The sequence below is a fragment of the Variovorax sp. H27-G14 genome (genome assembly GCF_046156345.1).
GTDB lineage: Bacteria > Pseudomonadota > Gammaproteobacteria > Burkholderiales > Burkholderiaceae_C > Variovorax.
Window position 1 is genome coordinate 1 of the sequence record NZ_JAYLVN010000010.1, and the last position, 13257, is coordinate 13257.

12 protein-coding genes are annotated in these 13257 nt (G+C 67.6%); 7 read left to right on the plus strand and 5 right to left on the minus strand.

Going from position 1 to position 13257, the window contains the following annotated elements:
• The first annotated feature begins 236 nt into the window (after positions 1-236).
• The 3 genes from VLK31_RS21805 to VLK31_RS21815 are packed head-to-tail and all read left to right on the plus strand — an operon-like array spanning position 237 to position 3337.
• The gene (locus VLK31_RS21805) at positions 237-1829 is read left to right on the plus strand and encodes an ABC transporter ATP-binding protein (protein WP_409170536.1); all 1593 of its coding nucleotides are present in this window, start codon (positions 237-239) and stop codon (positions 1827-1829) included.
• A 42-nt stretch (positions 1830-1871) separates the two neighbouring features.
• Complete coding sequence (locus VLK31_RS21810) at positions 1872-2543, plus strand: cysteine hydrolase family protein (RefSeq protein WP_409170537.1); 672 nt, start codon at positions 1872-1874, stop codon at positions 2541-2543.
• Positions 2544-2584: 41 nt separating this feature from the next.
• Positions 2585-3337: a GntR family transcriptional regulator gene (locus tag VLK31_RS21815; RefSeq protein WP_409170538.1), complete on the plus strand. Its 753-nt coding sequence runs from the start codon at positions 2585-2587 to the stop codon at positions 3335-3337.
• A gap of 241 nt (positions 3338-3578) precedes the next feature.
• Here the strand turns inward: VLK31_RS21815 and VLK31_RS21820 are convergent, their stop codons facing one another.
• Together VLK31_RS21820 and VLK31_RS21825 are read right to left on the minus strand one after the other, a co-directional pair.
• A complete protein-coding gene (locus VLK31_RS21820; RefSeq protein WP_409170539.1) occupies positions 3579-4544 on the minus strand; it encodes a tripartite tricarboxylate transporter substrate binding protein in 966 nt (321 codons plus the stop codon).
• A 37-nt stretch (positions 4545-4581) separates the two neighbouring features.
• Positions 4582-5820, minus strand: coding sequence for a flavin-dependent oxidoreductase (locus VLK31_RS21825; RefSeq protein WP_409170540.1), 1239 nt, complete (start codon positions 5818-5820; stop codon positions 4582-4584).
• Positions 5821-5926: 106 nt separating this feature from the next.
• Between VLK31_RS21825 and VLK31_RS21830 the strand changes: the two genes are divergently transcribed.
• The gene (locus VLK31_RS21830) at positions 5927-6835 is read left to right on the plus strand and encodes a LysR family transcriptional regulator (RefSeq protein WP_409170541.1); all 909 of its coding nucleotides are present in this window, start codon (positions 5927-5929) and stop codon (positions 6833-6835) included.
• Positions 6836-6925: 90 nt separating this feature from the next.
• On the opposite strand, the gene VLK31_RS21835 is transcribed toward VLK31_RS21830, so the two are convergent.
• A complete protein-coding gene (locus tag VLK31_RS21835; RefSeq protein WP_409170542.1) occupies positions 6926-7894 on the minus strand; it encodes a LysR family transcriptional regulator in 969 nt (322 codons plus the stop codon).
• A gap of 91 nt (positions 7895-7985) precedes the next feature.
• Here VLK31_RS21835 and VLK31_RS21840 point away from each other — a divergent pair, with 91 nt between their 5' ends.
• The gene (locus VLK31_RS21840) at positions 7986-9464 is read left to right on the plus strand and encodes an MFS transporter (protein WP_409170543.1); all 1479 of its coding nucleotides are present in this window, start codon (positions 7986-7988) and stop codon (positions 9462-9464) included.
• 55 nt (positions 9465-9519) lie between these two features.
• Here VLK31_RS21840 and VLK31_RS21845 read toward each other — a convergent pair whose 3' ends face one another.
• Positions 9520-10323: an exodeoxyribonuclease III gene (locus tag VLK31_RS21845; RefSeq protein ID WP_409170544.1), complete on the minus strand. Its 804-nt coding sequence runs from the start codon at positions 10321-10323 to the stop codon at positions 9520-9522.
• Between the two features lie 12 nt (positions 10324-10335).
• On the opposite strand from VLK31_RS21845, the gene pyrE reads away from it, so the two are divergent.
• Together pyrE and VLK31_RS21855 are read left to right on the plus strand one after the other, a co-directional pair.
• Positions 10336-11019, plus strand: a complete 684-nt coding sequence (pyrE, locus tag VLK31_RS21850; RefSeq protein WP_409170545.1) for an orotate phosphoribosyltransferase — start codon at positions 10336-10338, stop codon at positions 11017-11019.
• An 11-nt stretch (positions 11020-11030) separates the two neighbouring features.
• Positions 11031-11720: a DUF4124 domain-containing protein gene (locus VLK31_RS21855; RefSeq protein ID WP_409170546.1), complete on the plus strand. Its 690-nt coding sequence runs from the start codon at positions 11031-11033 to the stop codon at positions 11718-11720.
• A gap of 43 nt (positions 11721-11763) precedes the next feature.
• Here the strand turns inward: VLK31_RS21855 and gatB are convergent, their stop codons facing one another.
• On the minus strand, positions 11764-13257 hold the full coding sequence (gene gatB / locus VLK31_RS21860) for an Asp-tRNA(Asn)/Glu-tRNA(Gln) amidotransferase subunit GatB (protein ID WP_409170547.1): 1494 nt from the start codon (positions 13255-13257) through the stop codon (positions 11764-11766).

Here is a 13257-nt window from a genome sequence, read left to right on the forward strand (position 1 = left end):
TACAGCGTCGAATCCGTCCGGGTCCCCACTCTTTATTGCGGGCTAAACAACCCAAGGAGGAGAACAGGGTCCACCGAACGGGCTCCCTTCAGCGCTACGGGAGCGGTGGAAACAATATCAGGAGGAGGCCGCAGGCCGGGGGACATTCGCGGAGGGGAGTACCCGGCGGCCTGTGCACGCGCCCTGAACAACGGCCCCCAAAAAACCGCGCCATGCACAAATGGAGGAAAGCAGACATGAACGCCATGCCCCCCAAAGCCATCGGCGCCCTGCCAGCAGGCACCGGCGCACTGGCACTCGACACCTACCAGCTGACCAAACGCTTCGGCGCCTTCACCGCGATGGACAGCGTCACCATGCGCGTAGACCCCGGCACCGTGCATGCGCTGCTCGGGGAGAACGGCGCCGGAAAAAGTACGTTGGTGAAATGCGTGGCCGGCTTCCAGCGCGCGGAGGAGGGCAGCATCCTCATCGACGGGCGCGAACAAGACATTGCCAACCCCATCGTCGCCCGGGCACTGGGCATCGGCATGGTCTACCAGCACTTCACGCTGGCACCGGGCATGACCGTGGCCGAGAACCTGCTGCTCGCCGGCGGCAAGACGCCCGCGCTCATCGACTGGAAAACCAAGCGCGCCGAACTCAAGGCCTTTCTGGCGACCACGCCGTTCAGCCTCGACCTGGACATGCGGCCGTCGGAACTGGCCGCCGGTGAAAAACAGAAGCTCGAACTGCTGAAGCAGCTCTACCTGAAGCCGCGCCTGCTCATCCTCGACGAACCCACCTCCGTGCTCACGCCCCAAGAGGCCGACGAGGTGCTGGGCCATGTGCGCGAGTTTGCGCGCAGCGGCATGTGCACCGTGCTCATCATCACGCACAAGTTTCGCGAAGTCATGGCCTATGCCGACAGCGTGACCGTGCTGCGCCGCGGCAAGGCGGTGCACCACTGCCGCGTGGCGGACACCAGCCCGGCGCAACTCGCGCAGGCCATGATGGGCGGCGAACAGGCGGCTGCGAGCGCGCAGGCCGTCGTCGCCCGCAAGCCCGTGTCTTCTCAAGCACCGGTGGCGTTGAAGGTCGAAGGCCTCAAGGCGCAGGGCGATCGCGGCACGCTCGCGCTGCACGACCTGAGCCTGTTTGTGCGCGCGGGGGAAATCCTTGGCGTGGCGGGTGTCTCCGGCAACGGCCAGCGCGAGCTGGTCGAGGCGCTGGTCGGGCAACGCCCGCGCCTGGCGGGCAAGGTCACGGTGATGGGCCAGCCCTACGGCGCGCACCGCGCGGAGAACCGCAACCTGAAGGTGCGCAGCCTGCCCGAGGAGCCGCTGCGCAATGCCTGCGTCGGCGACCTCAGCGTGGCGGAGAACATGGCCCTGCGCGACTTCGACCGGCCGCCCCTGTCGCGTGCCGGCGTGCTGAACTTTCCGTATTGGCGCAGCCGGGCACGCGAATGGATTGCCGAGTACGGCGTGAAGACGCAGGGCGAAGGCGCGCCCATTCGCAGCCTGTCGGGCGGCAACGTGCAGCGCGCGGTGCTGGCGCGCGAGCTGGCCGGCGACATCAATGTGCTGATTGCGGCCAACCCTGTGTTCGGCCTCGACTTTGCGGCCGTGGCCGAAATTCATTCGCGCATCGTGCAGGTGCGCGAGAAGGGCGGGGCGGTGCTGTTGATCAGCGAAGACCTCGACGAACTGCTGGAGCTGGCCGACCGCATCGTCGTGATGAGCGAAGGGCAGATCGTGTTCGAGACACCCGCCGCGGGTGCCGAGCGGCATGTGATCGGCGCGCACATGGGCGGCGGGCACCACGAGCCGGCGAAGGCCGCAGCCTGATCGCCGCGCCTGAGCCGCAAACAACCAGTGAGCCACAACACCATGCGCATCGAACAAGCCAAGCCCTTTGCCTACGACTTCGACATTGCCCACACGGCGCTGGTGCTCATCGACATGCAGCGCGACTTCATCGAGCCCGGTGGCTTCGGCGAAACGCTGGGCAACGACGTGGCGCTGCTGAAGGCCATCGTGCCGGCCACCCAGGCGGCGCTGGCCGCATGGCGGCAGGCCGGCGGGCTGGTCGTGCACACGAGGGAGGCGCACAGGGCCGACCTCTCCGACTGCCCGCCCGCCAAGCGCAACCGCGGCAACCCCACGCTGCGCATCGGCGACGAAGGGCCGATGGGCCGCATCCTGGTGGCGGGGGAGCCGGGCAACCAGATCATCGATGCGCTTGCGCCCGTCGAGGGCGAACTCGTCATCGACAAGCCCGGCAAGGGCGCGTTCTACGCCACCGGCCTGCACGAGCTGCTGCACCAGCGCGGCATCACGCACCTGCTGTTCGGCGGCGTCACCACCGAGGTGTGCGTGCAGACCAGCATGCGCGAAGCCAACGACCGCGGCTACGATAGCCTGCTGCTGGAGGACTGCACCGAAAGCTACTTTCCGGCCTTCAAGGCCGCCACGCTCGACATGGTGCGCGCGCAAGGCGGCATCGTCGGCTGGACCGCGCCGAGCAGTGCGTTGCTGGCCGCGCTGCAGAGCCCGTGTTGAGCCGGTCTTGAAGCCGTCGCCAGCGACTAACATCCCACCCCGTGTCTACCGTCCGCCCCCGCCCCGAACCTTCCGCTGTCGCCGCCCCTCCTTTGGAGGCCACCGTTTTCCGCACCCGGGCCGACGAGGTCTACGCGCAGCTCAAGCGCGACGTGGCCGAGTTCATTCTGGTGCCGGGCGACCGCTTCACCGAGAACGAGATCAGCGAGCGGCTCGGCGTGTCGCGCACGCCGGTGCGCCAGGCGCTGTTCCGGCTGCAGCAGGAGGGCTTTGTCGAGGTGCTGTTTCGCAGCGGCTGGCGCGTGCTGCCGTTCGACTTCGAGCAGTTCGAGCAGCTCTACGACCTGCGCATGGTGCTGGAGACCACCGCCGTGCACCGCCTGTGCGAAACCGACCGCCACATCGACCGCGGCCTGCTCGACACGCTGGCCGACATCTGGCTGGCGCCCGCCGCGCAACGCAGCAGCGACATGGCGCAGGTGGCGCAGTGGGACGAGGCCTTTCATTGCGCGCTGGTGGCCGCTGCCGGCAATGCCGAGATGGCGCGCGTGCATGGCGACGTGACCGACCGCATCCGCATCATTCGCCGGCTCGACTTCACCAAGCAGCCGCGCATCGACGCCACTTACGACGAGCACGCGAAGATATTGAAGGCCGTGCGCGCGAACCGCGGCGACCAGGCCGCGATGCTGCTGCGCGCGCACATCGAGACCAGCCAGGCGGAGGTGCGCAAGATCACGCTGCACCAGGTGCACCTGGCGCGGCACGCAGGCAAGACCCCGGCGCCGCGCTGAGGGTTTTGCTCCTTCCCCTCCCGGCGGAAGCGCGAAGTCTTGCCCCCTCTCCCCCCGGGGAGAGGGTCGGGGTGAGGGGGTGCGGCCATCGAGGCTGCGCGATGTCGTGAGGCCGATGCCCTCACCCTGACCCTCTCCCGGAGGGAGAGGGAACAACACCTGGAACCGCGCCTTGACACTGTGCGCTGCTGCCTTGCTTCCTCTCCCCCAGGTGAGGAGGGAGCAATGCAAAAGACCGGCCTCAGTCCGCGGTGATGTTCCCCCGCTTCACCACACCAGCCCAGCGCTCCGCGTCCTTCTTCATCAGCGCACCGAACTCCGCCGGCGTCGAGCTCGCCGGCACCATGCCCTGCGACTCGAACGACTTCGCCACCTCCGGCTGCTTCAGCACCTTCGCAATCTCCGTGTTGAGCCGCGCCACCACGGCTGCAGGCGTGCCCTTGGGTGCCAGCACGCCGTACCACATGTCCACGTTGTCGGTCGTCACGCCGGCCTCGGCCAGGGTGGGCACGTCGGGCAACTGCGCCAGGCGCTTGCTGCTGCCGGTGGCGATGGCCTTGAGCTTGCCGGCCTGAATGTGCTGCAGCGCCACATGCACCGGCAGAAACATGAAGTCGATGCGCCCGCCCAGCAAGTCTGTCACCGCGCCCGCGGTGCCCTTGTAAGGCACGTGCAGCAGCTCGGTGCCGGTGCCCTGCATCAGCAGCGCCATCGACAGGTGGTGCGGCGTGCCGACACCCGGCGTGGCGTAGGTCAGCTTGCCCGGCGCGGCCTTGGCCTCGCTCACCAGCTGCTGCACCGACGTGGCCTTCTGCACATTCGGGTTGGTCACCAGCAGCAGCGTGCCCCACGAGGTGAGCGACACCGGCGCAAAGTCGGCCACCGGGTCGTAGCTCAGCGACTTGTACAGGCTGCGGTTCATCACCAGCGTGTTGACCTGCACCATCAGCGTGTAGCCGTCGGGCTTGGCGCGCGCCACGCGCTCGCTGCCGATGTTGCCGCTGGCGCCGGCCAGGTTCTCCACGACCACCGGCTGGCCCAGCAGCGCCGGCAGGCGGGCCGACAGCTGGCGCGCCACCAGGTCGATGCCGGTGCCCGGCGTGTAGGGCACCACCAGCGTGATGGGCTGGTCGGGCCAGGCGTGCGCGGCGGTGGCCATGCCGGCGGCGGCGAGCAGGGCGGCGAGGGTGCGGGTCAGTGAACGCATGTGGTTGTCTCCGTGTTTTTTTGAGGGGTGCGCAAATTCAAAGGAACGAAGGCCGGGCCTTCAGCGCCACCGGGTCGTAGCCGGCCACGCGCTTGTAGTTGTCGGAGATGGCCTGCAGCTCGGCGGTGGGCACCACGTCGTCGATATGTTCGAAGCGCTGGCCGCCCGAGCGCTCGAACACCTCGCGCAGGATGGCGTCGGGCGGGTTGCTGCGGTTGGTCAGCACCACGTCGGTGGTGGCCTTGACGCGCACCCGGTCGTAGTCTTCCAGCGCGGCCATGCCCACGCCCAGGTCTTTCAGCGCACCGGCCAGAAAGCGCGCATCGATGATCGCCTGGCCCGCGCCGTTGGAGCCGCGCGGCACCATCGGGTGCGCCGCGTCGCCCAGCAGCGTGAAGCGCCCGTGCGTCCAGCGCGGCAGCGGGTCCTGGTCGACCATGGGGTACTCCAGGATGGTGTCCGACGCGCGAATCAGCGCGGGCACGTCGAGCCAGTCGAAGTGCCAGTCGGCGAACGCCGGCAAGAAGTCTTCCAGGCGGCCCGCGCGGCTCCAGTCGCGCAGGGCGGGCTGCGGCGCATGGATCTCGGCGACCCAGTTGATCAGCTGGTTGCCCTCGGCGTCGATGTCGTTGCGAATCGGGTAGATCACCATCTTGCCGACCGCGAGCCAGCCCGCGCGCACCATGCTGCCGCCTGAGAGAAACGGCTTGTAGCGCGTGGTGCCACGCCACATGTTCACGCCCGAATAGCGCGGCGCGCCTTCGTGCGGATACAGCTGCTTGCGCAGCGCCGAGTGAATGCCGTCGCAGCCGACCACCACCGCGCCGCGCACCGCGGGCGCATCGGCAAAGTGCACGGTCACGCCTTCGCTGTCCTGCGTGGCGCCGGTGCAGCGGTGGCCGCACACCACGCTGTCGGGGCCCAGGCGCTTCAGCGTTTCTTCGAGCAGCAGGGTCTGCAGGTCGCCGCGGTGAATGGAGAACTGCGGCCAGTCGTAGCCCGCGAACTGGCCCGCCGGCTCGCGAAAAATGAGCTGGCCGTGCGCGGTGAAGAACACCGCCTCCTTCGTGCGCACGCCCACCTTGTCGAGCGCGCTCAGCAGGCCCAGCTCGGTGAGCTCGCGCACCGCATGCGGCAGCAGGTTGATGCCCACGCCCAGCGGCTTCAGCTCGGGCACGGCCTCGTACACGCGGCAGGCAATGCCGGCCTGGTGCAGGCTCAGCGCCAGGGTCAGGCCGCCAATGCCGGCGCCCAGAATGATGACTTCTTTGCTCATGGTGAAAAACGCGCGTTGCGCCCGGTTGCTTGTCTCCGGCCGCATTAGGAACGCGCTTCAGCCATTTGGGAAATTTAGATGTGATATGGATTTATCATGAATCCTTATGAACCTCTCCACGCGCCAGATGCGCGCCTTTCTGCACGTGGCGCGCATCGGCAACTTCACGCGCGCGGCCGAGCAGGCGCACATCACGCAGGCGGGCTTGAGCATTCTGGTGCGCGAGATGGAAAAGCAACTGGGCTGTCGGCTCTTCGAGCGCACCACGCGCGTGGTGAGCCTCACGCCGGAAGGGCGGCGGCTGCTGCCGGTGGTCGAGCGGCTGCTGACCGACCTGGACGACGTGGCGGCCGAGCTGGGTGCCGCGGGCGACGCGGCGCGCCGCACCCTGCGCATCGCGGCAACGCCGCTGGTGTCGTCGCATCTGCTGCCGCAGGTGTTCACCACCTTCCGCGCGGCGCATCCGCAGGTGAGCCTGCGCCTGTTCGACGCCGACCTGCGCGACGTGCAGGCCATGGTGGCGGCCGGCGACGCCGACATGGGCCTGGGCTTTTTCTTCAAGGCCGCGGTGGGGCTGGCGCGCACGCCGGTCGGGCGCTTTCACCTGATGCGCGTGGCGCCTTGCACCGAGCAAGACAACGCGCCGCCGGCCATCGGCACCGCGCCCTGGTCTGCCTTGCGCGGCGCCGAACTGATCGGGCTGCCGCCGGGCAATCCGATTCAGAAGGTGATCGACGAGCACCTGGGCGCCATCGGCCGCGCCGACGCGCAACGCCCGGCGTTCAACTTCTTCGGCACGCTGATCTCGATGGTGGAAGCCGGCTTCGGCACCGCCGTGATGCCGACCTTCGCGCTGGCCGCCTGCCGCCGGCACCGCGTGCGCACCGACGTGCTGACCAAGCCGAAGGTCGGGCTCGACTTCTACCGCGTCACCAAGCGCGGCGCGCACGAGACGGAGGCGATGCAGGCGTTCGTGGCTACGCTGGTGAAGGCGTTGCCTGCGCTGTCGCGCTGAGGGTGAGGGTGAGGGTGAGGGGGCCGGCGTGGCCAGGCGGCAGTCACTGCGGCAACAACCCCCCAATTTCTTTTGCCTGCTCAAGTCGCATCACGTCACGCCTTTCCTGGCGCCCGTGGCCAGGGATTCGACTGAAGGCCTGATCCAGTGAGGATCATCGAGCTGGCTGCGAACGCAATCGCGTAACCATCGATGTGCCGGGTCGGCGTGATGCCGAGGGTGCCACGCCATGCGCATGGGCTCCGAATGCACGGCAATGGGCAACTCGAAAACCGTCAGACCGATGGATGCCGCCATGCCGCGCGCCGTGCGCTCGGACACGCTGGCCACCAGATCGGTCCGCGAGGCTGCGATCAGCGCGGAAAAAGTGCTCGGCACGAGCAGCACCACCTGCCGTAGCAGGCCGAGTGCAGCCAAAGCCGTGTCCACCGGCGAGCCTTCGCCGGGCCGTGGCGTGACGCCGACATGGCGCGCCGCGGCGAATCGCTCCAGCGCAACGGGTGCTTTCTTCAGGGCCTTGAGCAGCGGATGCCCGAGGCGCACGGCGCCTACCAGGGTTTGCTCCGACAGCAACTGTGTTTCGGTTTCGGGGTCGGTGGTGCGGAAGCTGCCGACGTCCAGATCGATGCGCCCTTCGCGCAAAGCGCCTGGGTCCACGTGGGTCTCGGGCAGGAACTGCAGCGCGGCCAGCGGCATTTCTAGTGCCAGCGCACGCGACAGGCTCGCGCCAAACACCACGGCGATGCCTTCGGGTGCCCGCACGACGAAGCGGCGCTGAACGGCGGCCAGGTTTGCAGTGTCTGCGGGTTCGCGCAACGCATGCGCGTGGGCCAGCAGCGCGCGCACGGGTTCGGCCAGCGCCAGCGCGCGTGACGTTGGAACCAGCTTGCGGCCGGCGCGCACGAGGATCGGGTCGCCGAAAGTTTCACGGATGCGCGCCAAGGTATGGCTCATTGCAGGCGTACTCAGATGCATGCGTGCGGCGGCCTGCGTCACGCTGCCGGTTGCAAGCAGCGCATCCAGCGCGGCCAGCAGGTTGAGGTCGTATGTATTCGCCATACGAAATCATATGTTCAATACATTGCACTGTACAAAATACAGCGTGCTTTCGACACTGGCGCCGTTGCATCCATCGAAACATCGCATTCACATGAATCCTGCTCAGAAGCCGTCGCCCGTACTGCCTTTCGCCATGCTCGTGCTGACGCTCATCCTCGCGGCGCTGGACCAGACCATCCTGTCCACGGCCCTGCCCGTCATGGCACGGGAATTGCCCGGCCATTGGCCGCTGGCGTGGGTGTTCTCGGCCTACCTGCTGGCCGCCACGGTGGTCATCGTGCTGTACGGACGGCTGGCCGATGTGCTGGGCAAGAAACGCATGCTGTTGCTGGCGATCGGCCTGTTTCTCGTGGGCTCGCTGGCCTGCGGCGCGAGCCAGGACTTGCAGCAACTCGTGGTGGCGCGCGCGCTGCAAGGCGCAGGTGGCGGCGGCCTCATGACACTGACCATGCTGACTGTTCCGGACCTGTTCCCGCCGGAGCAGCGCGGCCGCTACCAGGGGCTGCTGGGCGCAGCCTACGGCGTGTCGACGATGTTCGGCCCGTTGCTGGGTGGCACGCTGGTGGAGCATCTGTCCTGGCACTGGGCGTTCTGGCTGAACGTGCCGCTCGCGGCGCTGGCCTGGGGCGTGCTGGCATGGACGCTACCGTCCAGCCAGGCCTTCGGCGATGCATCGGCTTCGCGGGAACCCCGCGCGCGCATCGACTGGTTGGGTGCGGCACTGCTCACGGTCACGCTGGTCTCCCTGCTGCTTGCCACGCAGCGCGGTCAGCTCCATCTGCACGAGCGCCTGTCGCTGTGGGTGTTGCTGGCGTTGGGCGCCGCGTTCACGCTGGCCTTTCTCTGGCGTCAACATCGCGCAGCCCATCCGTTGCTGCCCTTGTCGCTGTTCGCCAAGCCCGCCTACGCGGCAGTCAGCTTCATCGGCTTCGCCACGGGCGTCGCCCTTTATGCCGCGGTGGTGTTCCTGCCGCAGTACCTGCAGATCGGCTTGCACCTGTCGCCGACGGGATCGGCTTGGCACTTGCTTCCCTTGATGGCCGGGGTCACCGTTGCAGCCGTGGCCAGCGGCAAGCGGCTTCGCGCCCAGACGCCTGCGGCCTTGCTGGCGCGCACGGCCTGCGTGCTGATGCTGCTGTCCTTCGGCCTCATCGTGAGCACGCTGCACTGGCTCCCGCAGGCACCCCTGGCCCTCTCGGCCAGCCTGTTGCCGCTCGGCCTGGGGCTGGGCCTGCTGTTTCCCGTCATCACCGTGGTGGCACAGCGTGTCTCGCCCGTGCAGCACATGGGTATTGCAACGGCGGCGCCCATCATGTTGCGCAGCCTGGGCGGTGCGGCCGGCGTGGCGCTGCTGGCTGCGCTGCTCGCACACTTGATGGCCGAGCAGTTGACCGCGACCCACACACTGGCGCATGGCGACGCCGTGACCGCCGCAATGGGCCATGGGCTGCAATCGGTGTTCGGATGGGCCGCGAGCGTGGCGTTGCTCGCGCTGTTGGCATGCGGCTGGTTGGCACCCATGCGAGCGGAAGCGAAGCCAGAGGCGGATGCCTTGCGCCAAGCGGCATAGCAAGCCCGAGGTCGGATCACGGCGCGTGGCTGAAACGCTGCGGTTCGCAGGTTGCCTACAGCGTGAAGTCGTACTCCACCGTGATCGGCGCGTGGTCGCTGAACTTCACGGTCTTGTAGATCGCCTCGGTGCGCGCCAGCGCCCCGATGGCCGGCGTGGCCAGGTGGTAGTCCAGCCGCCACCCCACGTTGTTCGCATAGGCCTGGCCGCGGTTGCTCCACCAGGTGTAGGCCTCGTCGGTGGTCTCGGGCTTGAGCATGCGGTACACGTCCACCAGGCCCGCGCCTTCGGTGCCGGCGTCGAGCAGCTTCGTCATCCAGGCGCGCTCCTCGGGCAGGAAGCCGCTGTTCTTCTGGTTGCCGCGCCAGTTCTTCAGGTCGATTTGCTGGTGCGCGATGTTGATGTCGCCGCACAGCACGAATTCGCGCTCCTTCTTCAGCGCCACCAGGTGCGGAAAGAAGCCCTTCAGAAAGCGGAACTTGGCCAGCTGGCGCTCTTCGCCCGAGCTGCCGCTGGGAAAGTAGCAACTGATGACCGAGAACTTGCGCTTGGGCGTGTCGAAGCGCAGCTCCAGGTAGCGGCCCTCGGCGTCGAACTCGGTGTCGCCCCAGCCCACCACGACCTGGCTCGGTGCGTGCTTGGTGTAGATCGCCGTGCCGGCGTATCCTTTTTTCTCGGCATAGTGGAAATGGCCCTTGAGGCCGGCCATCTCCTCGAAGCGGCCTTCCACGTCGCTCGCCTGGACCCGTATCTCCTGCATGCAAATACAATCCGGCGCAAGTTCGGCCACCCAGTCGGCCACGCCTTTGGTAGCGGCCGAACGCAGGCCATTGAGATTGAGACTGGTCAGTTTGAACACAAGGAATTTCCGATGGCTGTAGATGGTGAGAAAAGCAGCGCGGTCGCACAGGACTTCGTCCAGTTCGCGCTGGACGCCGGCGTGCTGCGCTTCGGCGAATTCAAGACCAAAGCCGGTCGAATGAGTCCTTATTTCTTCAATTCAGGCCTCTTCGACGACGGCGGCAAGATCGCCCGTCTGGCCGGATTCTATGCAGACCGGCTGATTGAAAGCGGGCTCGAATTCGACATGATCTTCGGCCCCGCCTACAAGGGCATTCCGCTGGGCGCCACGGTGGCCGCCGAGCTGGCGCGGCGCGGTCGCAACTACCCGTTTGCCTACAACCGCAAGGAAGCCAAGGCGCACGGCGAGGGCGGCAACCTGGTGGGCGCGCCGCTGAAGGGCCGCGTGCTGGTTGTGGACGACGTCATGTCCGCCGGCACCGCGGTGCGCGAGTCGATTGCCACCATCCAGGCCGCGGGCGCCACGCCGCATGCCGTGGTCATTGCGCTCGACCGGCAGGAAAAGGCCACCGAGAACGGTGTCGACGTGAACCACAGCGCCGTGCAGTACGTGCGCAACCAGCTGGGCCTGTCGGTGATTGCCATCGCCACGCTGGACGACCTGCTGAGCTACCTCTCGGGCCATGCGGCCGCCGACCTGGGCGCGCACCACGAGCGGGTGCTGGCGTACCGCGCGCGCTACGGCGCCAACTGAGCAAGGCCCGGATGCGCGCGCGCGACCCCGGCCAGCCGAATCGCCTGCGGGCGGCGGCATTCGTTCTTGTCCTGGCTTCGTCGTTCTGCGGCGCGCTGCAAGCGCAACCGCAAAAGCTCGACGGCGCCGGGGCCGGCATCTACACCTGCACAGACGCACGCGGTCGCACGCTGACCGCCGACCGTCCCATTGCCGAATGCAGCGACCGCGAGCAGCGCGAGCTCAACCCGAGCGGCTCGGTGCGCCGCAAGGTCGAGCCGACCTACACGGTGCGCGAGCTGCAGGAGCGCGAAGACCGTGCCCGCGAAGCCGCCGTGGTGGCCGCGCGCATCACCGACGAGCGCCGGCGTGAACGTGCGCTGCTGGTGCGCTACCCCAACGCCGCCACGCACGACCGCGAACGCGCCGAGGCGCTGTCGCAGGTCGACGCCGTGACCCAGGCGGCGCGCAAGCGCATTGCCGAGCTGGCCGACGACCGCAAGAAGGCCGAAGAGGAGATGGAGTTCTACAAGCAGGACCCGGCCAAGGCCCCTGGCTCGGTGCGCCGCAAGCTCGAAGACAACGCGCAGAGCGTGGCGGTGCAGAACCGCTTCATTGCGGAGCAGGAAGACGAGAAGAAGCGGGTGAATGCGCGCTTCGATGAAGAGCGCACCCGCCTCAAAACGCTCTGGTCGCCGCAGAACGGCGGCAACCCACGCTGAGTGAGCACGCCGGGGCCTCGACAGCCCCGGCTTTTTGCTTCGCTCAGGAGGCCAGCTTGGCCTTCAGCAGATCGGTGACCTGCGCCGGGTTGGCCTTGCCACCGCTGGCCTTCATGACCTGGCCCACGAGCGCGTTCAGCGCCTTGTCCTTGCCTCCGCGGTATTCCTCGACGTTCTTCGCGTTCTTGGCAATCACCTCGTCCAGGATCTGGTCGAGTGCGCCGGTGTCGGCCATCGGCTTCAGGTCTTTCGCTTCGATGATCGCGTCGACGTCGCTGCCTTCGCCGTTCCACAGCGCATCGAACACCTGGCGCGCGGCGTTGTTGGCCAGCGTGCCGTCGGCGATGCGCTTCACCAACTGGCCCAGTTGCTGCGCCTTCACGGGCGCGGCTTCGATGCCGATCTCGGCGGCGTTCAGGCGGCGCGCCATCTCGCCGGTGATCCAGTTGCTCGCTAGCTTGGGCGTGGCGCCCGCGTTCACGGCCTCGTCGAAGTAGCGGGCCAGTGCGGCGCTTTGCGTGAGCTGCGCGGCGTCGTAGGGCGACAGGCCGTGCGCGCTCACGTAGCGCTCGGCCATGGCGCGCGGCAGCTCGGGCATGTCGGCCTTCACGCGCGCGATCCAGTCGGCGGCAATCACCAGCGGCGGCAGGTCGGGGTCGGGAAAGTAGCGGTAGTCGGCCGAGTCTTCCTTGGCCCGCATCGCGCGTGTTTCGCCGGTGCCTTCGTTGAACAGCACGGTGGCCTGCTCGATCTTGCGGCCGTCCTCGATCTCTTCGATCTGCCAGCGGATCTCGTAGTCGATCGCCTGCTGCATGTGCTTGAAGCTGTTCAGGTTCTTGATTTCGCGCCGCGTGCCCAGCTTGTCGCCGGGCTTGCGCACCGACACGTTGGCGTCGCAGCGGAAGCTGCCTTCCTGCATGTTGCCGTCGCAGATGCCGATCCACGTCACGATCTTGTGCAGTTCCTTCGCATAGGCCACGGCCTCGGCGGTGGAGCGCATGTCGGGCTCGGTCACGATCTCCAGCAGCGGCGTGCCAGCGCGGTTCAGGTCGATACCGCTCTGACCGATGAAGCCTTCGTGCAGCGACTTGCCCGCGTCTTCCTCGAGGTGGGCGCGCACCAGGCGCACGGTCTTGTGCTCTTCGCCCAGAAAGAACGACACCGTGCCGCCCTGCACCACCGGAATCTCGAACTGGCTGATCTGGTAGCCCTTGGGCAGGTCGGGGTAAAAGTAGTTCTTGCGCGCGAACACGCTGCGCGGCGCAATGTGCGAGCCCAGCGCCAGGCCGAGCTGAATGGCGCGTTCGACCGCGCCCTTGTTCATCACCGGCAGCGTGCCGGGCAGCGCCAGGTCGACGGCGCATGCCTGCGTGTTGGGCTCCGCGCCGAATGCGGTGGAGGCGCGGCTGAAGATCTTGCTGTTCGTCGACAGCTGCGCGTGCGTCTCGAAGCCGATGATGACTTCATAGCCGCGCACCAGCGGGCCGGTCGGGCGGCCTTGTTGTTGTGCTTCGAATGTGTTCACGGTCTCGCTCAT

Excerpts from the sequence above, each read along its gene's own strand:
- VLK31_RS21825 (WP_409170540.1), bottom strand. The coding sequence starts at position 5,820 with ATGAGCAAAGAAGTCATCATTCTGGGCGCCGGCATTGGCGGCCTGACC.
- VLK31_RS21820 (WP_409170539.1), bottom strand. The coding sequence starts at position 4,544 with ATGCGTTCACTGACCCGCACCCTCGCCGCCCTGCTCGCCGCCGCCGGC.
- VLK31_RS21810 (WP_409170537.1), top strand. The coding sequence starts at position 1,872 with ATGCGCATCGAACAAGCCAAGCCCTTTGCCTACGACTTCGACATTGCC.
- pyrE (WP_409170545.1), top strand. The coding sequence starts at position 10,336 with ATGGCTGTAGATGGTGAGAAAAGCAGCGCGGTCGCACAGGACTTCGTC.
- VLK31_RS21855 (WP_409170546.1), top strand. The coding sequence starts at position 11,031 with ATGCGCGCGCGCGACCCCGGCCAGCCGAATCGCCTGCGGGCGGCGGCA.
- VLK31_RS21830 (WP_409170541.1), top strand. The coding sequence starts at position 5,927 with ATGAACCTCTCCACGCGCCAGATGCGCGCCTTTCTGCACGTGGCGCGC.
- VLK31_RS21840 (WP_409170543.1), top strand. The coding sequence starts at position 7,986 with ATGAATCCTGCTCAGAAGCCGTCGCCCGTACTGCCTTTCGCCATGCTC.
- gatB (WP_409170547.1), bottom strand. The coding sequence starts at position 13,257 with ATGAGCGAGACCGTGAACACATTCGAAGCACAACAACAAGGCCGCCCG.
- VLK31_RS21835 (WP_409170542.1), bottom strand. The coding sequence starts at position 7,894 with ATGGCGAATACATACGACCTCAACCTGCTGGCCGCGCTGGATGCGCTG.
- VLK31_RS21805 (WP_409170536.1), top strand. The coding sequence starts at position 237 with ATGAACGCCATGCCCCCCAAAGCCATCGGCGCCCTGCCAGCAGGCACC.